Consider the following 17,286-nt stretch of genomic DNA (forward strand, 5'->3'; position numbering starts at 1 on the left):
GGAGCGAATCGTGATGCTGTGGGCGCGCCGCCTCAGATCCCCACCAGCGCCTGATCCAGATCCGCAATCAGGTCCTCGGCGTCCTCAATACCGCAGCTCAGCCGCACCATGCCCTCGGTAAGGCCCATGGCGTTCTTCACCTCGGCGGGCACCGAGCCGTGGGTCATCGTGTACGGGTGGTTCGTGAGGCTTTCCACGCCCCCCAAGGACTCGGCGAGGGAGAACACGCGAACCCGCTCCAGAAAGTGGCGGGCGTTGTCCTTCGAGCCGAGCTCCAGCGTCATCATGCCGCCGAAGGCCGACATCTGGCGTCTGGCGAGCTCATGCTGCGGGTGTGACGAAAGGCCCGGGTAGATGACCCGCTCGGCCCCCAGGCGCCCCACGAGAAAATCGGCGATCGCCCGCCCGTTGAGGTCATGCTGCTTCATGCGCAGCGGCAGCGTCTTCGTGCCGCGCAAGGCGAGCCAGGCGTCGAACGGCCCCGGCACGGCGCCCGCAGCATTGAGGATGAACTGCAACCGGTCGGCCAGCTCATCCTCAAGAACGACGGCGAGCCCGCCGATCATATCAGAGTGACCGTTGATGTACTTCGTGGTCGAATGCCAGACGATGTCGGCACCAAGTTCGAGGGGCCGCTGGTAGATCGGCGTGGCGAAGGTGTTGTCGACGATCAGCAGAGCCTGGTGACGCTTGGCGATCTCGCTCATGGCGCGCAGATCGGTGAGCCGCATGAGCGGGTTCGTGGGCGTCTCCACGAGCAGCGCGCGAGTGGTGGGTGTCATCGCGTCATCGACGCGCTGAGGCTCACTCGTGTCCACGTACGTGAACGACAGCCCCATATGCCGCAGAATCCGATCGAAGAGACGGAAGGTGCCGCCGTAGACATTTTCGGCGCATACAATGTGGTCGCCGGCCCGGAACAGCTTCATGATCGAATCGAGGCATCCCATGCCGCTGCCGAACGCGAAACCGTGGGTGCCGCCTTCGAGGGTGGCCACGTTCCGCTCCAGCGCCTGGCGCGTCGGATTCTTCCCGCGGGCGTACTCGTACCCCTTGTTGACGCCGATGCTCTCCTGCACGTAGGTGGAGGTGAGATACAGCGGGGTCATGATCGCGCCCGACACTGGGTCGGGGCGCTGACCGGCGTGAATGGCTCGAGTGGCGAAGCCACCCGTCAGGTCTTCGTCGAAAATGCGCGTCATGGGCTCCGGGTCGTCCGTGGGGAGATGGAGCGGGAAGCTAGTCGCACGACATCCGGCCGGCGAGCGTCCGGCGCCCGGCGCGCCGTCCGGCTCTCTGAGCGCGCGGCGCAGCCGCCCCTGGTGCAATGGCCCCGGTTCCCCAAGGACCCCAAGCCCGCCGCGTGATGCGCGGTGTCCACCCGTCCTGAGACGCCGCCGCTCCGGTTGTTGCAGGGGCCCGCCGGGTCCTCTACGTCACAACGTCACCGGCGTGCTCCAGGGGAATGGTGGCCCCCGCCAGCAACGGGGCCAGCAGCGCCGCCACGAGAACCGACGGTTCGTGCAGTGCGGCGCCGCGAGCGACGGGTGCCACCTGCGTGCCCCGGCGCGCCGAACCCGTGGCGCTCGCCTGCTGCAACAGCTCGCCATGAGACCGCCGCTTGCCGGTGGCAGCCTCCAGGTAACAGGTCTCCGTGGATCCGGCACTCTCCTCGCCCTCCTGCACCCCGACCAATTCCAGCGCAAAGTGGGAGCCGAGATCAACGGTGGCCACCTGCGTCTCCACGTGCAGTTGAGCCGCACGCGGGACCTGATCGAGCAGTACCCGTGGCACGTGCGGGGGGAGGCGCGACGCCAGCGCTGCGGTGGTGAAGACGGCGCCCACGTTGTGGGTCGCACAGAGACCGGCGAGAGCGTCGACGGACAACGCCGGATCGAGACCCACCAGGGCGCGTCCGTCACTGGCCGCGAAGGCCACCACCCACTGCTGCGGCTGCTCGAGCAGGGCTGCGGCCTGCTTCCCCGCCAACAGGCGCACGAGGCGCGCGGAGCGCTGGAGCAGGGTGAAGCCGGCGGCGGTGAGGGCATTGGCGGAGTGTGCACCGACGTGACCGCCGGCCGCCGCCAGCGCGTAAGGAAGCAAGGCCAGCGGATTCATGCATCGCAGCATAACGCGTTGCGCCGCCGCGTGCGCCCCGGGGCCAGCGGTGTAACGCCCCCGTGCGCCGCTCGTCATATCCGCGGACAGCGGACAGCAGAGTCGGTAACGGCCCTGTTGGTTGACCGCGTGGCAGGTACCTAGCTTTACGGATTGCGACTGAACGGGGCGCGCCCCGATGACCCGCCCGAGGAGCGACATGGCGTTCGATGGCTTGATGGTCAGTGTGTCCGGTGTGCGTGGCCGGGTTGGCGAGGCCCTGACGCCCGAGGTGGTGGCCACCTTCGCGGCGGCCTTCGGGGCGTGGGCGTCACGCCACGGCAACCGCCGGGTGGTGGTGGGGCGCGATAGTCGCGTGTCCGGACCCATGTTCACGCGCATCGTGCACGGCGCCCTCGAATCGGTCGGCTGCACCGTCATCGATATCGGCATGGTGCCCACCCCCACCATTCAGCTCGCGGTGGAACACCATCATGCCGCCGGGGGGCTTGGCATTACCGCCAGCCACAATCCCATTGAGTGGAACGCGCTCAAGTTCATTGGGCCCTCGGGCTTGTTCCTTTCGGCGGCCGAAGGGGCCGAGATGCGCGCCCTGCTGGACACCGGCATCCCCCGCGCCACCTGGGACCAGCTGGGGACGATCGAGCAGGATGATGAGGCGATTGCCCGTCACATTGCGCAGCTGCTGGCGCTGCCGTGGCTCGACGTGGAGGGCATTCGCGCGCGCCGCTTCCGGGTTGCCCTCGACTGCTGCCACGGTGCGGGCAGTGCGATCATGCCCCAGCTCCTCACGGAGCTCGGGTGCGAAGTGTACGCCATCAACATGGATGCCGATGGGCGCTTTCACCGGCCCCCGGAGCCGGTGGCCGAGAACCTTGGCGAGCTGGAAGCGCTCGTCAGGGCCACGCACGCCCACGTGGGCTTCGCCACGGACCCCGATGTGGATCGGCTCGCCCTCGTGCTCGATGACGGGCGGGCGCCAGGCGAGGACTACACGCTGGCCTTTGCCGCACGCACGGTGTTGCGGCATCGTCCGGGACCGGTGGTGACGAACCTCTCCACCAGCAAGGTGGTCTCCGATGTCGCGGCCGAAATGGGCGTGCCGTTTCATTTCGCCAAGGTGGGTGAGGTGAACGTGGCCCTCGCCATGCGAGAGGCCGGGGCCACCATTGGTGGCGAGGGCAACGGCGGCGTGATTCTCCCCGACATGCACCTGGGCCGTGACGCGCCGGTCGGCGCGGCACTCATGTTGCAGCTCATGCACGAAGAGAATCGGCCGCTCTCCGAACTCGTGGCGGCGCGCCCTCGCTACGTCATCGTGAAGGACAAGCTGGATCGACCGGACGCGGCGCTCGACGCCGTGTACGACGCGCTGCGCGGGGCTTTTCCCGATGCGAGCGCGGATACGCAGGATGGGCTGCGCCTCGACTGGGCGGACCGCTGGGTGCACCTGCGGCCGTCCGGCACCGAACCCATCGTGCGCGTCATCGCCGAAGCGCCGTCGGACCGCGAGGCCCGGGCGCTCATTGCCCAGGCACGCGCGCCGCTCGCCGCCCTGGCTTGAACCGCTCCCTGCTTCCCTGACCTGAACGCCCATGTGTGGAATCGTAGGATACGTTGGTGATCGCGTGGCGACGCCCATGCTGATCGAAGGACTGAAGCGGCTCGAGTATCGCGGCTATGACTCGGCCGGCGTGGCGATCATGAACGGCAAGGGCGTGGAAACCCGCCGGGCGGCCGGCAAGATCGCCCGGCTCGAGTCGGTCATCGCGGCCAGTCCGCCGCACGGGACGCTGGGCATTGCCCATACCCGCTGGGCCACGCACGGGCCGCCAACGGAGAACAACGCGCATCCGCACGTGAGTCAGAACGGCAAGATTGCCGTGGTGCACAACGGCATCATCGAGAACGCCACGGTCCTCAAGGCGGGACTCGAGGCGCGCGGGTACGTGTTCAAGTCCGACACCGACACGGAAGTGCTCGCGCATCTCATCGAAACCGCCTACGCCGGCAATCTCGAGGCCGCGGTCATCGAGGCGCTGCGTCAGGTCGATGGGACGTACGGCATTGCCGTCATCAGCAGCGACGAGAAGGACAAGATGGTGGCGGCCCGCAAGGGCAGTCCGCTGCTCGTCGGCATCGGGGAAGGCGAGAACTTCATCGCGTCCGACGCCTCGGCCATCCTCTCGCACACGCGGCATGTCGTGTATCTCGACGATGGCGACATCGCCGTCGTGACGAAGGATGGCTACCGGGTGCTCGATCTCGATTCCGTGATCCGGGAGAAGCCGGTCACCCGCATCGAATGGGACCTCGCGCAGATCGAGCGCGGCGGCTATCCGCACTTCATGCTCAAGGAGATCTTCGAGCAGCCCACCACGGTGGAGAACACCATGCGCGGGCGTCTCATTCTCGAGGAAGGCTTCTCCAAGCTTGGCGGGCTCAACATCTCCAAGGAAGACCTGCTCGCCGTCGACAACATCATCATCACCGCCTGCGGCACCAGCTGGCACTCGGCGCTCATTGGCGAGATGATGATCGAGGAGCTGTGCCGCATTCCCGTCGAGGTGGAGTACGCGTCGGAGTTCCGCTATCGCAACCCGATCGTCACGCCGCGCACGCTCTGCATCGTCATCTCGCAGTCGGGGGAAACGGCCGACACGCTGGCCGCCATGCGCGAGGCCAAGCGCCGCGGCGCCCGCACGCTGGGATTGGTGAACGTGGTGGGTTCCACCATTGCCCGTGAGGACGACGGCGGCATCTACCTGCACGCCGGTCCCGAGATCGGCGTGGCCAGCACCAAGGCCTTCACCAGCCAGGTGGTGGCGCTGGCGCTCTTTACCCTCAAGCTCGCGCGCCTGCGCGACCTGAGCGTGGCGCGGGGCCGCGAGATTGCCCAGGCGCTGGCCAACCTGCCGGCGCAGATCCAGAGCATTCTCGATCGGGCCGAGGAGATCGAGGCGCTGGCCGAGGAGTTCAAGCGCGCGTCCAACTTCCTGTACCTCGGCCGTGGCTACAATTTCCCGGCGGCGCTGGAAGGGGCGCTCAAGCTCAAGGAAATCTCGTACATCCACGCCGAGGGCTATCCGGCGGCCGAGATGAAGCACGGCCCCATTGCCCTCATCGACGAGATGATGCCGGTGGTGTGCATCGCGCCGCACGACGCGGTCTTCGACAAGATCACGTCGAACATCCAGGAGGTGAAGGCGCGCCGGGGCAAGGTCATTGCCATCACCACGCGCGACGAGCCCAGCCTGGCCGGCAAGATCGACTACGAGTTCCGCATCCCGGAGACGGTCGACCTGCTCAGCCCCATTCTGGCGAGCGTGCCATTGCAGCTGCTGGCGTACTACATCGCCGTGAAGCGCGGGTGCAACGTGGATCAGCCCCGCAACCTGGCCAAGTCGGTGACCGTGGAGTAGAGCCCCGGACCACGGGGCACTGCCCCGGGGAGCCGGTCGAAGATCTCGGAGGGAAGGGTGAAGGGGGGCATCGCGTGATGCCCCCCTTCTTCCGTCCCCCCTGTCCCCATCCTCCTGCTGCCACAGGCCATCGACCGCGGCTGCCGGTTGCTCCCCCTCACTATCTTAGGAAGATGTCCGACAGCCCCCCCGACATCGTCTCCACCGAAGCCGCTGCCACCGCGCCGCTCGATCATTCCCGCCTCGCGCGGGAGATTGCCCGCCGTCGCACGTTCGCGATCATTTCGCACCCCGACGCCGGCAAGACCACCCTCACCGAGAAGCTGCTGCTGTACGGTGGGGCCATCCACCTTGCGGGTTCGGTGAAGGCGCGGCGCGCCACGCGGCACGCGACGTCGGACTGGATGAAGCTCGAGCAGGAGCGCGGCATCTCCGTCACCAGTTCGGTGCTCCAGTTCGAGTTTCTCGGGTATCAGCTCAACCTGCTCGACACCCCGGGGCACGAGGACTTTTCCGAAGACACCTACCGCACACTCGTGGCCGCCGACAGCGCCATCATGCTGCTCGACAATCGCCGCGGGGTGGAAGAACGCACCCGGCAGCTGTTCGACGTGTGCAAGATGCGGCGGACGCCCATCTTCACGCTGGTCAACAAGTGCGACCGTCATGGTGAGGACCCGCTCAAGCTCATCCAGGATGTCGAGGCGGATCTTGGCATCGACTGCTACGCGGCCACGTGGCCGGTGTTCGAGAACGACGTGTTCGTGGGCGTGTACGATCGGCTCAAGCGCGAGGTGCACCTGTTTGAGCGCAGCGGTGATCGCGGTGCCACGCGGGCCGACGATACCATCGTGAGCATCGATGATCCCGCGCTGCTCGACGCGATGGGCGAGAGCGCGTTCGATCGCCTCATGCAGGACATCGAGCTGCTCGACGCCGCGGGACACGAGTACGAGCATGCCCGCGTCATCGATGGCTCACTCACCCCCGTGTTCTTCGGATCGGCCCTCACCAACTTCGGCATCGAGCCCTTCCTGCGTGAGTTCCTCGAGCTGGCGCCGTCACCCGGGCCGCGGGAGTCGAGCGTGGGCCCCATCGATCCGGCGCGTACGGACTTCACCGGGTTCGTGTTCAAGATCCAGGCGAATATGGACCCGAAGCACCGCGATCGGGTGGCCTTCCTGCGCGTGGTCAGCGGGCACTTCGAAGCCAACATGCAGGTGCTGCACCAGCGGTCGGGCAAACCCATTCGCCTCGCGGCCCCGCAGCAGTTCATGGCGCGCGACCGCGTGGCCATCGAGGAGGCGTGGCCTGGTGACGTGATCGGCGTCATGGATCGTGGCAACCTGCGCATCGGGGACACGCTGGGCGGCGACGGCAAGATGGAGTTTCAGGGCATTCCGCGATTCGCACCGGAGCACTTTGCGCGCGCCATGCCGGCCGACCCGATGAAGCGCAAGCAGTTCGACCAGGGGCTACGTCAGCTCACCGAGGAAGGCGCCGCGCAGGTGTTCTACGCGGAAACCAGCGCCGGGGCACAGCCCATCGTGGGGGCCGTGGGGCAGCTCCAGTTCGACGTCATGGCGTTCCGCCTCGAGTACGAGTATTCGGCGCCCTGCAAGTTCGAAAAGATGAGCTACCGCTGGCCCCGCTGGCTCACCGGGCCCAAGGCCGATGTCGAGCGCGTGGCGACCGGTCTCGGGCGCATGAAGGTGTACGATCACAAGGGGGCGATCGTCGTGCTCTTCCAGGATCAGTGGGCGCTGCGGCGCGCCTTGCAGCACGAGACGAATGTGCAGTTCCATGAGACGGCGCCGTGAGGGCAGGCGGCTCGCGGGATTGAGGGGCGTTCAACGGCAAACCGCAGGCGGCAGACGGCAGGAACTACAGCACGCAGTCGGGAGAAATGTGGTAGAACAACTCGGGAGCCGGCGCTTCGCGCGGCTCCCGGTATCCCTACCACAAAGGGAATCGGGGGCGCCGCGCTGCGGTCGCCCCCGTTTAGTTCTACAGAATTCCTGCGCGCTGCGTGCTGTAGTTCCTGCCGTCTGCCGTCTGCCGTTCACCAAGCCAGCCCACGCCCCTCACTTGCCTATCGTGTCGATCTGCCGCCCCACGTGACCAATCACGAAGCCGCCATCTTCCGTGCTGGCGAAGTAGATGCGCAGGCAGGTGGCCGGATTGCTCCCCTTGCGCAGCTGATCGGCGCACTCGACCTCGCGATCGCCATCCCGAAACACGTAGGGGGTCTTGCGCGAGGGATCGCTGGGACCGGGTGAGTAATCCACCCCCAAATCGGCAAAGACTTCGCCCAGGGGACGACCCAGGGCACGGTCCTGCCGACGGCGACCCACTTCGCCCAGCGCCTTCAGGTACGACCAGGCCGTGTCGGGATCAGGGAACTCCGATTCCTTCGACGACGTGAACGCCGACGGAAGAATGCGGATGGCGTCGCCGTACAGGGCCTGCGCACGCTCCACCGCCTCCAGCACCGACTGCGGGGCGTCGCTGGCCGGCTTCGCGATGGGCTGGCGCTCCTTGTGGGCGGCGAGCGTCGTGCGCAGCGCACGCGCCGAGGCGCGCTCCTGGTCGAGCTGCTGCCGTGTCTCGGAGAGACGCTCCCGCGTGCGACTCAACTCCCCTTCGGCGGCCCGGACCGCCTCTTCGAGCTGGCGCACGATGCCGATCAGCCGCCCCTTGTCCATCTCGACACCCGACTCCGCCGCAGCCAACGCCTCGGTGGCATCGGGCCGCGCGCCGTAGGACGCCGCGCGCAGGTCGCGCAACGTGTCGGCGATGGCGGGATCGGAGAAGGGACGCTGCACCGACACTTCGGCCAGCCGCTGCACGAGGCGACGACGTTCGCCCGGAAGCGCCAGCGCCCGGGCCAGCACGAGCGGATGCTGGAACGGATCCGATTCGAGCGTGAAGCCGGGCAGGTAGGCGCGTGCCGATCCGAGAAAGACCGAGCGCGCATGGCCCCCCACGGCATCGGACAGCGCGAACGTATCGGAGTGGCGCAGCTGGAAGCACAGCCCCAGCCCGAACATCTCGGCCGCAAACTGCTCGGGTGGCAGGACGTAGCCACCGTCCGGCAGTTCGGTGAGCAGCAGCACCGGCATGGTGCGCGCCGGATCGCAGAGTACGAAGCGCACGAAGGCGTCGAGCGTGCCAGCCTCGAGCTGCGTGGGGACGCGCTGCAGCGGCCCGTCGTTCGAAACCAGGGTGAACGCCGCGTCGAGCTCACTCAGCAGCCGCGGCGGGCGCACTGGCGGGGGCGCCCCGTTGGGTGCCCCCCCTTCCGTGCCCACGCGAATGTTCACCTGCCGCTGCTGGGTGCCGGAGGCCGACGTCGTGACCACATAGGTCACATGCGTGGACCACTGCAGCGAACGGTCGAGGGGATCGGGCGCGTGCACCACGATGTCGGCCAGCGCCGAGCCCTCGTGCCGATACGGCGCCCAGCGGAGAATGCGCCCACCGTCGAGCGTGTGATTCGAGGGCGTGTCCCAACTGAGCCGCTGGCCCTGATCCAACCCCAGCCACGCGACACACGCGGCAAGGAAGGCCGAGTCGGCATCGGTCGCCGCGTGGCGCGGCGTCAAATCGAAATGAAGCGCAAGACGTGGGTGCACGGGTCTGTTGATTTGCTTTGTCTCGATGGTCGGGCGGCGCGTGTTCGTCCAGCGGCTTTCGCGACGTGACCAGGGAGCCAATCTTGTTGCTATGCGAATACTGCTCCAACGCGTAAAACGCGCCGAAGTCCGCATTCGTGAGGGGTCGGACGGAGGGCCGCGCGAGCGACTCGCCGGGCGAATCGATGGCGGGTACCTGCTGCTGGTCGGCTTCACGCACTCGGACACCGATCGGGAGATCGAGTGGATGACCGAGAAGATTCTCACGTTGCGTCTGTTTCCAGACCACGAAGAGAAACTTAACCATGACATCGGGGAGCAGGGCGGCGCCCTGTTGGTCGTGTCACAGTTCACGCTCTACGGCGACACCCGCAAAGGGCGCCGACCCAGCTTTGTGGATGCGGCAAAACCAGATGCTGCCGCACCACTATATAACCGTTTCGTAATGCGATTGAAACAGCGAGGGGTGCACGTGGAGACCGGGGAGTTCGGTGCCATGATGGACGTCGAACTGGTCAATGACGGCCCCGTCACGTTCTGGCTGGAACGGGAGGCCGACTCCACCCGCTGACGTACAGGGCCGCCGAACTCAGCTATATCCTACACCCTGAACGGCAGCATGCACAGCCTGCAGTGGCAAGAAGCGATTCTCGTTAAGCCGAGTGGCTCAGTCGGCGAGCGCCTGCTCCAGATCGTCGATGATGTCACCCACATGTTCGAGCCCCACGCTGATGCGAATGAGACCATCGGTGATCGCCACGGCCGCGCGTTCTGCACCCGTGAGCTTGCTGTGTGTCGTGGATGCCGGGTGTGTGACGATCGTCCGGGTGTCCCCGAGATTGGCGGAATGGGAGGCCAGGCGCAGGCGATCGAGAAAACGCCCGCTGCGGGAGAGCCCACCGGCCAGTTCGAGCACCACGATCCCGCCCCCCTGTGTCATCTGGCGCCGCGCGAGCTCGTGCTGCGGGTGTGACGGCAGGTACGGGTAGCGCACCGCCTGCACGGCCGGATGGCCTTCGAAATGCCGGGCCACCGCCAACGCGTTGCTGCAGTGCCGGTCCATGCGCACCGCCAGGGTTTCCAGCGATTTGGAAAGCATCCAGGCATTGAACGCGCTCATGGCCGGCCCGGTATGCCGGGCAAAGAACCGGCAGTCGGCCATGAACGACCGATCGCCCACGATCACGCCGCCCAGCGCGCGCCCCTGTCCGTCCATGTATTTCGTCGCCGAGTGAATCACGGCGGTGGCACCGTGCGTGAGCGGACGCTGCAGGTAGGGTGTGGCAAAGCAGTTGTCGACCACGAGCGGGATTCCCCGCGCGCGCGCGAGCGATCCCAGCCAGGCGAGGTCCACCAGCTCGAGTCCCGGGTTCGACGGCGTCTCCACGTAGATGAGCTTCGTGGTGGGGCGCAGCAACCGCTCCCAGCTGGCCGGATCGGCGATGTCGGCGTAATCGCTCGTCACCCCCCACTTGGGAAGGACACGTGTGAACAGCTGGTGCGTGCTGCCGAAGATGGCGCGGGCCGACAGGACATGATCGCCGCTCGCGACGTGGGCGGCGATCGCCGTGAACACGGCCGACATCCCCGAGGCGGTGGCCACCCCGTCCTCGCCCCCCTCCAGCAGGCACACCTTGTTCACGAACTCGTCGGTGTTCGGATTGGCATAGCGGCTGTAGATGTTGCCGCTCATCTCCTCCGCAAACAGCGCGCGCGCATGCTCGGCATCGTCGAAGCGGAAGCTCGAGGTGAGGTACAGCGGCACCGAGTGTTCGCGCGCCGGCGTCACCGGTGCCTGCGCGCGAATGGCCAGCGTTTCGAAATGGGCAGCCGCCGGGCTGCCGGAGCCGCTCGAGGAGGTGTCGGACATGGCGAGGGGGAAGAGAGACACGGTAAACTTACCGCATGACTTCGCCAAACCGGACGCCCGTGCACGTCATCCTGGCTTCGCAATCTCCGCGCCGGCGGGAACTGCTGTCGCAGATCGGCATCGTCCACGACGTACGGCCGGCCGATATCGATGAGTCGGTGTGGCCCGGCGAGGAGCCGGTGGCGCACGCGGAACGGCTGGCCTGTACGAAGGCGCACACCCTGGCCCTCCAGCACCCCGACGCCGTGGTCATCGGCAGCGACACCATCGTGGTCATCGACGGCGCCATTCTGGGCAAGCCGGCGGACGCCAGCGAGGCGGTGGCCATGCTCGAGCGTCTGTCGGGGCGCGAGCATACCGTGGTCACCGCCGTGGCCGTGGCACACGAGGGGCGTACCCTCTCGGGCGTCGAGGCCGTGACGGTGCGCTTCCGCCCGCTCACGCGCCAGCAGATCACGCAGTACGTCGCCACCGGCGAGCCCATGGACAAGGCCGGTGCCTATGGCATTCAGGGCTTCGGTGCCACGCTGGTCGAACGCATTCACGGCGACTACTTCGCCGTCATGGGACTGCCGCTCGGTCGCCTCGTGGGGCTCATTCGCGAACTTGGCTACGAATACGCGTTCGGGCCGGTGTGTGTGTCGTAGGCGCTGGCCACCACGGGCCCACTACCCACCGCGCAGGCCGCGCGCCTCCAGCGCCGCGAGCCGCGCCTCGCGATAGCGTGTCTGCCACAGCGCCAGCTTCGCGGCCACGTCATCCACGGTAATGCGTTCGACCCGCCCCTCGCGGTACGTCATGTCGATGGGGTAGTCCTCACCCGGATCACCGTACGCGTCGATCATGAGATCGTGCGCGTAGTCGTACGGGCCCACCCGCTTGGGGTTGGTATACCCGAGCAGTGACACGACCGGCGTGCGCAGCGCCACGGCAAGGTGCAGCGGACCGGTGTCGGGTGACAACGCCACCGCAGCGCCATCCAGGATGGCCGCCAGCCGGCGCAGGCCACTGCCCAAGGCCGAGTGCGCCATGGGGGCCTCGCGCAGGATCACCGCTTCCGCCGCCACCTCGCGCGGCGACCGCCCGCCCACCAGCACGGGCTGGAGCCCATATTCATGCCACAGCAGGCGGCACACCGCCGCCCATCGATCGGGCATCCAGTCCTTGGCGGGCTTGCTGGTGGCCACCACAATGGGCGCAAGGGGGCGGTCGAACCGCGAGAGGAACTCGCGCTGCCAGCGCTGCTCTTCCTCGTTCCACGGGCCGAGCGTCCACGACGGTGTGCCGTGCGGAACGCCCAGCGCGTCGAGAAACTCGAAGTACTGCCCCTGCACATGCTGGCCGGCATGTGGCGCGATGCGGTGCGTGGTGAAGAGCCAGTTGGCATCTCGCGCCCGTGCCCGATCGAAGCCCAGCTTGACCGGGGCGCGCGTGAAGCCGGTAATCAGCCCCGCCTTGAAGTACACCTGCAGCGCCAGGACCACGTCGAATGCGCGGGTCGCCAGGGCCGCGCGCGTCTCGAGAAACGCCCGCCACCCGCGCGATCGGTCGAAGAGCACGATGTCATCCACCAGCGGGTGCCCGCGCACGAGCGTGGCCGGACCGGGCTGCAGGACCCAGGTGATGCGCGCCTGAGGCGCATGTGCCTTGAGCGCGTGAATCACCGGCATCACGTGCACGGCGTCGCCGACGGCGCTCATCATCACGATGCCGATGCGGTCGAGCCGTACCGGAGGGAGCGGGGGAGTGGTCGGCACGCCCGGCGTCTGGTGGGACGTCACGCCGCCTCCGCCGGCGTGCACGCGATCGCCGCCGCCGCAAACGCGGCAATGCGCTGCTCGGCCAGCTCACAGCCGAACTGCTGCTTCCACTTGCGCAGCGAGCGTACGAGTCGCGCCACGTTGCGCTCCATCGTTCGGCGCACGGACGTTGCGCCCAGCGTGACCACATCCACGTCAATCACCATCGCGCGAGCGGCACCCCCGGCCGGTGTTTCGAGCAGGATGTTCTTCACGTTGAGGTCGGGGTGCAGAACGCGGTGCCGGGCGAGCAGGGCAAGCAGATCGAGCGTCGCGGCGAGCGCCGCGTCGCAGTCGATGGCCGGAGCGAGACCGGCGAGGACCATGCCCAGGTCGGCGGTGTCGCGCACGTAGCGCGTCACCACATCGACCCGGGCCAGTCCCATGGCGGCATCGTACAGGGCGAAGCCGATGACCTCGGTGGTGGGAACGCCCAGCTCGCGCAGGCGGCGCGAATTCGCCATCTCCACGGGCGCGCGGGTCGGACGTCGGAACACGTCCCGGGTCAGCGGCGACAGGAGCCCCCCGTGCCACGCATGCCGCACCACCACGCTGGGCCCCTCGGGGGGCAGCGGGGCCACATATACGGGGGCGCGTCCGCGCAATGCCCGCGGTTGCGGTTGGGACGCGGCCCACTCGTAAAGGGTGCCGTGCTGCTCGACGAGCGACACGAGTGGTGCCAGCCACGACGGCGCCGCGTGCACCGTGGCGCGCCGAGAGGGGATCACGCCAACCGCCGCGCTCTCCATGGTCATCGGGGGCACTCCACCTGCCAGACCGGGCTGTCGCTGCTGGTACGCCGGAGCACCCGGAGGTCGTCGCGCGAGCGGCAGTGCACCGGCAGGATACGCGAGCGACTGACATGCTCCACGACGGTTTCGCTCACGAGCACCTCGTCGGCCTGGGCCAGGCGGCACAGCCGGCTCGCCACATTGACCGTATCGCCAATGAGCGTGAACTCGAGGCGCCGGGGGGACCCGATGTTGCCCACGAAGGCGTCGCCATGATGGATGCCGATGCCGATGTGCAGTTCGGGGCGGCCTTCCTCGCGCCAGCGGGCATTCAGCGCCGCCAAGGCGCCCTGCATGTCGAATGCCGCCGCCACGGCGCCGTCGATATCGTCGTCCCGCGCCTCCGGCACGCCCCAATAGGCCATGATGGCATCGCCGATGAACTTGTCGAGCGCGCCGCCATGGCGGAACACGCATTCGACCATCACCGTGAAGTACTCGTTCAGCTGATTGGCCATCTGCATGGGCGGCAACGACTCCGCAATGGCGGTGAAGCCGCGGATGTCGGTGAACATGACCACGACGGGAAGCCGCGTGCCGCCGGGCTCCACCTGGTGGGTCGTGGCGGCGATCCGCTCGGCAATCTGCGGTGTGAAGTACCGCTCGAAATTCTCGCGCACCCGCGCGGCACGCGAGAGCTGTTCCGCGGCGGTTTCGCGCTCCACCGCCGCGGCGGCGATGGCGGCGAAGGCCACCAGCAGCGCCAGGTCGTCGTCATCGAACACCGCCCGGTCACGCAGGTGATCCACGTACAGCACGCCGAGCGTGGCCCGGTGTTCGCCAATGAGTGGCGCGGCCATCGCCGACTTCACCGACTGCTGCAGCACCGACTCGCCGGCCGTGCGCGCGTCGCTGGAGGCGTCGTTGGTCAGCAACGCCACCTGCCGCTCGGCGACACCGTGCGCAATCGCGCGCGGTACCGGCCGGGGAATCGCCCCGCGCCGATCGCGGGACACCCGCGTCTCGAGTAGGCCATCGCTGGCCGACAGCAGAATGGCCACGCGGTCGGCATCGAAGGTGTCGAAGAGCTCCGAGGCGATGGCCTCGAGCAGCCCGTCGAGGTCACCGAAGGCTCCCAGGCGTTGCGCGATGCGCACCAGCTGCGTGAGCCGTTGTGTGGCCCGCTCGGTGCCTTCGGTATCGCGCGCCACGTCGGCCAGCGCCTGGTCCCGCGAGGGCACCACGCGCTCGCGGAGCAGCGTGGTGCCGGGGTCGGACGACGACACGGCCGGTGTCGCGCGGACCGGGGTGGGCGCGCCCTCCTCGAGCGTGAAGGCCACCGTGCCGAAGGCGATGCGATCGCCGGGACGCAACACCCCGCGCGTGATGCGGGCGTTGTTGATCCAGGTGCCGTTACGGGAGCCGAAATCGGTGACATGGACCAGCGGCTCACGCGCATCGACGCGCAGCTCGGCGTGCCGTCGTGACACGGCCGGGTCGAGAATGGGCAAATCGCTGACGGGGTCGCGCCCCACCACCAGCGCCTGACGCCCGGCGAGAGAAAACCGGCGGTCTCCCGCGACCGACTGCAGCACGAGGCGCATGATCAGGGCGGCGACGCCGCACGGGCGCGTCCGATGGCGGTGAGCATCGCGCGGGCCTTGTTCTCGGTCTCGTCCCACTCCTTCTCAGGCACGGAATCGTGCACGATGCCGGCCCCCGCCTGCACCGACGCCACGCCGTCGGCGATCACGCAGGTGCGAATGGTGATGGCGAGGTCCATGCGCGTGTCGCCGGCGCCGATCACCCCCAGGGCGCCGGCATAGGCGCCGCGCCGCTCCGGCTCGAGCTCGTCAATGATCTGCATGGCGCGCACCTTCGGCGCCCCGGTCATGGTGCCGGCCGGGAATACGGCGCGGAAGGCATCGAGCGCGCTCGCCCCGGGGGGAAGCTGCCCCTCCACCTGGCTCACGATGTGAAACACGTGCGAGTACTGCTCGATGACCATGAGGTCGGTCACCTCCACCGTGCCGTAGCGCGCGAGGCGCCCCACATCGTTCCGCCCAAGGTCGACGAGCATCACGTGCTCGGCACGCTCCTTCTCGTCGTGCAGGAGTTCATCGGCGAGGGCGCGATCTTCCGCCTCGGTACGGCCACGTGGCCGCGTGCCGGCGATGGGGCGCACCGTGACCTTGCCATCGGCCACGCGCACCATCATCTCCGGTGAACTGCCCACCAGTTCGAGCCCATCCAGCTGGAGGTGGAACATGTACGGGCTGGGGTTGAGCGCGCGCAGCGTGCGGTACAGCGTGGTGGTGTCGAAGTCGAGGCGCACTTCCATGCGTCGCGCCAGCAACGCCTGGAAGACGTCGCCCGCGAGAATGTACTCCTTGATCCGGTCCACGTCGCGCAGGAAGTCGGCCCGCGCATAGGTGGAGCGCCCGACCGCCGGCAGGGCGTCCTCGTGCAGCGCCAGCGCCGGCAGTACCTCCGGTCCCTGCAGGCGAGCCGTGGTCTCCTCGAGCGTGTGCATCGCGCGCGCGTGCAATTGCGCCAGCTGCGCGTCGTTCGCACCGGCCGGGACGGGCACCGACACGATCACGCGTGCCTGGCCCCGCCAGTTGTCGATGACCACCAGCGCGTCCGTGAATACGAAGCAGGCATCGGGATACTCGAGTGCCCGGCGCGGCGCATGGGGCAGGTGCTCGATGTGCCGCACGGTGTCATAGCTGAAGAATCCGAACGCGCCGCTCCACAGTTCGCCAAGTTCGGGCGCGGCCACCGGGTTCATGGCGCGCACGATGTCCCGCAGGTCGCCCAGCGGATCGTCCGGCGAGCGGGCCCCATGCCAGCCCTGCTCGGCGCTCCAGTCGTGCACGATGCCATCCTTGAGGCGCCACGCCCCCCGCGGCTCCGTGCCCAGGTACGTGTAGCGTGACCACGCCTGACCGCGTGTCACGGCCGACTCGAGCAGGAACGCGAACGGGCCACGGCGCAGCTTCGCCAACGCGGACACGGGCGTGCAGAGGTCGAGCAGGCAGTCGCGCCATACCGGCACGAGGCCACCAGCGGCCGTGCAGGCGGCGGCACGTGCACGGAAATCTTCAAAGGCGGTCATCGCCACAAAGTTCGCCGCGACGCTCGCCGTGGGGAAGCCGATCGCCTAGCATTCGCGCATGGCAGAGAACACAACGCCGCGGGATGCACTCCAGGATGCCCAGCCCGTGGGGACCCGCGTCGATGTGCGGGTGGTGGATGTGGTGGTCCTGACTCCTGCACCGGAGGGCAGCACCGATCAGTGGCGCGTGCTGGCCATGCGCCGCGCGGCCGGTACCCGCTGCACGGGGGCGTGGGAGATCGTGCACGGGCGCATCGAGCGAGGTGAGCGTCCCGCCGACGCGGCCCGCCGCGAGGTGCAGGAGGAGACCGGACGGTCACCCGCGCGGCTCTACAGCATTACCGTGAACCCCTTCTATCTGCATCCGTACGACAGCGTGCAGCTGGCGGTCGTGTTTGCCGCCGTGATGGAGCCGAACCAGCCGGTCGTACCCGGCGTCGAACACGACGCCTGGGAGTGGCTCACGCCAGCCGAGGCCCTCCAGCGGCTGGCCTGGCCACGGGAGCATCAGGCCGTGCAGTACACGCTGCACCTGCTGCGCCACGGCGATGCCGGGCCGGTGGAAGACGTGCTGCGGGTGCCGTAGGCGCCGG

Annotated in this window: 14 protein-coding genes; 6 read left to right on the forward strand and 8 right to left on the reverse strand. The window is 68.1% G+C overall.

The annotated features are described in order from the left end of the window. Positions 1 to 32: 32 nt before the first annotated feature. Both LW840_RS16250 and LW840_RS16255 read right to left on the reverse strand, forming a co-directional pair. The gene (locus LW840_RS16250; protein ID WP_291267472.1) at positions 33 to 1,202 is read right to left on the reverse strand and encodes a PLP-dependent transferase; all 1,170 of its coding nucleotides are present in this window, start codon (positions 1,200 to 1,202) and stop codon (positions 33 to 35) included. A 229-nt stretch (positions 1,203 to 1,431) separates the two neighbouring features. Beyond that, positions 1,432 to 2,118 (reverse strand): hypothetical protein, encoded by a 687-nt coding sequence (locus tag LW840_RS16255; RefSeq protein WP_291277378.1) that lies wholly within the window; start codon positions 2,116 to 2,118, stop codon positions 1,432 to 1,434. A gap of 217 nt (positions 2,119 to 2,335) precedes the next feature. Between LW840_RS16255 and glmM the strand changes: the two genes are divergently transcribed. The 3 genes from glmM to LW840_RS16270 all read left to right on the forward strand — a co-directional run bounded on the left by glmM (position 2,336) and on the right by LW840_RS16270 (position 7,360). Further along, entirely contained in the window at positions 2,336 to 3,682 is a 1,347-nt protein-coding gene (glmM, locus tag LW840_RS16260) for a phosphoglucosamine mutase (protein WP_291277379.1), read from the forward strand. Positions 3,683 to 3,713: 31 nt separating this feature from the next. Further along, positions 3,714 to 5,540, forward strand: coding sequence for a glutamine--fructose-6-phosphate transaminase (isomerizing) (glmS, locus tag LW840_RS16265; protein WP_291260780.1), 1,827 nt, complete (start codon positions 3,714 to 3,716; stop codon positions 5,538 to 5,540). Positions 5,541 to 5,713: 173 nt separating this feature from the next. Next, positions 5,714 to 7,360, forward strand: a complete 1,647-nt coding sequence (locus tag LW840_RS16270; RefSeq protein WP_291260781.1) for a peptide chain release factor 3 — start codon at positions 5,714 to 5,716, stop codon at positions 7,358 to 7,360. A 264-nt stretch (positions 7,361 to 7,624) separates the two neighbouring features. Here LW840_RS16270 and LW840_RS16275 read toward each other — a convergent pair whose 3' ends face one another. Beyond that, the gene (locus LW840_RS16275) at positions 7,625 to 9,145 is read right to left on the reverse strand and encodes a hypothetical protein (RefSeq protein WP_291277380.1); all 1,521 of its coding nucleotides are present in this window, start codon (positions 9,143 to 9,145) and stop codon (positions 7,625 to 7,627) included. Positions 9,146 to 9,266: 121 nt separating this feature from the next. Between LW840_RS16275 and dtd the strand changes: the two genes are divergently transcribed. Next, positions 9,267 to 9,746, forward strand: coding sequence for a D-aminoacyl-tRNA deacylase (gene dtd, locus LW840_RS16280; RefSeq protein ID WP_291267475.1), 480 nt, complete (start codon positions 9,267 to 9,269; stop codon positions 9,744 to 9,746). 96 nt (positions 9,747 to 9,842) lie between these two features. Here dtd and LW840_RS16285 read toward each other — a convergent pair whose 3' ends face one another. Continuing rightward, the gene (locus LW840_RS16285; protein ID WP_291267476.1) at positions 9,843 to 11,045 is read right to left on the reverse strand and encodes a PLP-dependent transferase; all 1,203 of its coding nucleotides are present in this window, start codon (positions 11,043 to 11,045) and stop codon (positions 9,843 to 9,845) included. A gap of 35 nt (positions 11,046 to 11,080) precedes the next feature. On the opposite strand from LW840_RS16285, the gene LW840_RS16290 reads away from it, so the two are divergent. Continuing rightward, positions 11,081 to 11,692 (forward strand): Maf family protein, encoded by a 612-nt coding sequence (locus tag LW840_RS16290; protein WP_291267477.1) that lies wholly within the window; start codon positions 11,081 to 11,083, stop codon positions 11,690 to 11,692. 21 nt (positions 11,693 to 11,713) lie between these two features. Here the strand turns inward: LW840_RS16290 and LW840_RS16295 are convergent, their stop codons facing one another. Genes LW840_RS16295 through LW840_RS16310 form a run of 4 tightly spaced genes read right to left on the reverse strand, consistent with a single transcriptional unit; the run spans position 11,714 to position 16,693 of the window. Beyond that, complete coding sequence (locus LW840_RS16295; protein ID WP_291277382.1) at positions 11,714 to 12,802, reverse strand: glycosyltransferase family 9 protein; 1,089 nt, start codon at positions 12,800 to 12,802, stop codon at positions 11,714 to 11,716. A 20-nt stretch (positions 12,803 to 12,822) separates the two neighbouring features. Continuing rightward, on the reverse strand, positions 12,823 to 13,599 hold the full coding sequence (locus tag LW840_RS16300) for a lipopolysaccharide kinase InaA family protein (RefSeq protein WP_291260787.1): 777 nt from the start codon (positions 13,597 to 13,599) through the stop codon (positions 12,823 to 12,825). Next, on the reverse strand, positions 13,596 to 15,170 hold the full coding sequence (locus LW840_RS16305; protein ID WP_291277383.1) for an adenylate/guanylate cyclase domain-containing protein: 1,575 nt from the start codon (positions 15,168 to 15,170) through the stop codon (positions 13,596 to 13,598). Before LW840_RS16305 ends, LW840_RS16300 begins: the two co-directional genes overlap by 4 nt. A gap of 11 nt (positions 15,171 to 15,181) precedes the next feature. Continuing rightward, the gene (locus tag LW840_RS16310; RefSeq protein WP_291267479.1) at positions 15,182 to 16,693 is read right to left on the reverse strand and encodes a chorismate-binding protein; all 1,512 of its coding nucleotides are present in this window, start codon (positions 16,691 to 16,693) and stop codon (positions 15,182 to 15,184) included. A 58-nt stretch (positions 16,694 to 16,751) separates the two neighbouring features. Here LW840_RS16310 and LW840_RS16315 point away from each other — a divergent pair, with 58 nt between their 5' ends. Further along, on the forward strand, positions 16,752 to 17,279 hold the full coding sequence (locus tag LW840_RS16315; RefSeq protein ID WP_291260790.1) for an NUDIX domain-containing protein: 528 nt from the start codon (positions 16,752 to 16,754) through the stop codon (positions 17,277 to 17,279). Positions 17,280 to 17,286 lie beyond the last annotated feature (7 nt).

Source organism: Gemmatimonas sp., from assembly GCF_021298855.1.
GTDB lineage: Bacteria > Gemmatimonadota > Gemmatimonadetes > Gemmatimonadales > Gemmatimonadaceae > Gemmatimonas.

Bases quoted from the DNA above. Each gene is read 5' to 3' on its own strand.
- LW840_RS16250 (WP_291267472.1), bottom strand. From the start codon at position 1,202: ATGACGCGCATTTTCGACGAAGACCTGACGGGTGGCTTCGCCACTCGA.
- LW840_RS16255 (WP_291277378.1), bottom strand. From the start codon at position 2,118: ATGAATCCGCTGGCCTTGCTTCCTTACGCGCTGGCGGCGGCCGGCGGT.
- glmM (WP_291277379.1), top strand. From the start codon at position 2,336: ATGGTCAGTGTGTCCGGTGTGCGTGGCCGGGTTGGCGAGGCCCTGACG.
- glmS (WP_291260780.1), top strand. From the start codon at position 3,714: ATGTGTGGAATCGTAGGATACGTTGGTGATCGCGTGGCGACGCCCATG.
- LW840_RS16270 (WP_291260781.1), top strand. From the start codon at position 5,714: ATGTCCGACAGCCCCCCCGACATCGTCTCCACCGAAGCCGCTGCCACC.
- dtd (WP_291267475.1), top strand. From the start codon at position 9,267: ATGCGAATACTGCTCCAACGCGTAAAACGCGCCGAAGTCCGCATTCGT.
- LW840_RS16285 (WP_291267476.1), bottom strand. From the start codon at position 11,045: ATGTCCGACACCTCCTCGAGCGGCTCCGGCAGCCCGGCGGCTGCCCAT.
- LW840_RS16290 (WP_291267477.1), top strand. From the start codon at position 11,081: ATGACTTCGCCAAACCGGACGCCCGTGCACGTCATCCTGGCTTCGCAA.
- LW840_RS16300 (WP_291260787.1), bottom strand. From the start codon at position 13,599: ATGACCATGGAGAGCGCGGCGGTTGGCGTGATCCCCTCTCGGCGCGCC.
- LW840_RS16310 (WP_291267479.1), bottom strand. From the start codon at position 16,693: ATGACCGCCTTTGAAGATTTCCGTGCACGTGCCGCCGCCTGCACGGCC.
- LW840_RS16315 (WP_291260790.1), top strand. From the start codon at position 16,752: ATGGCAGAGAACACAACGCCGCGGGATGCACTCCAGGATGCCCAGCCC.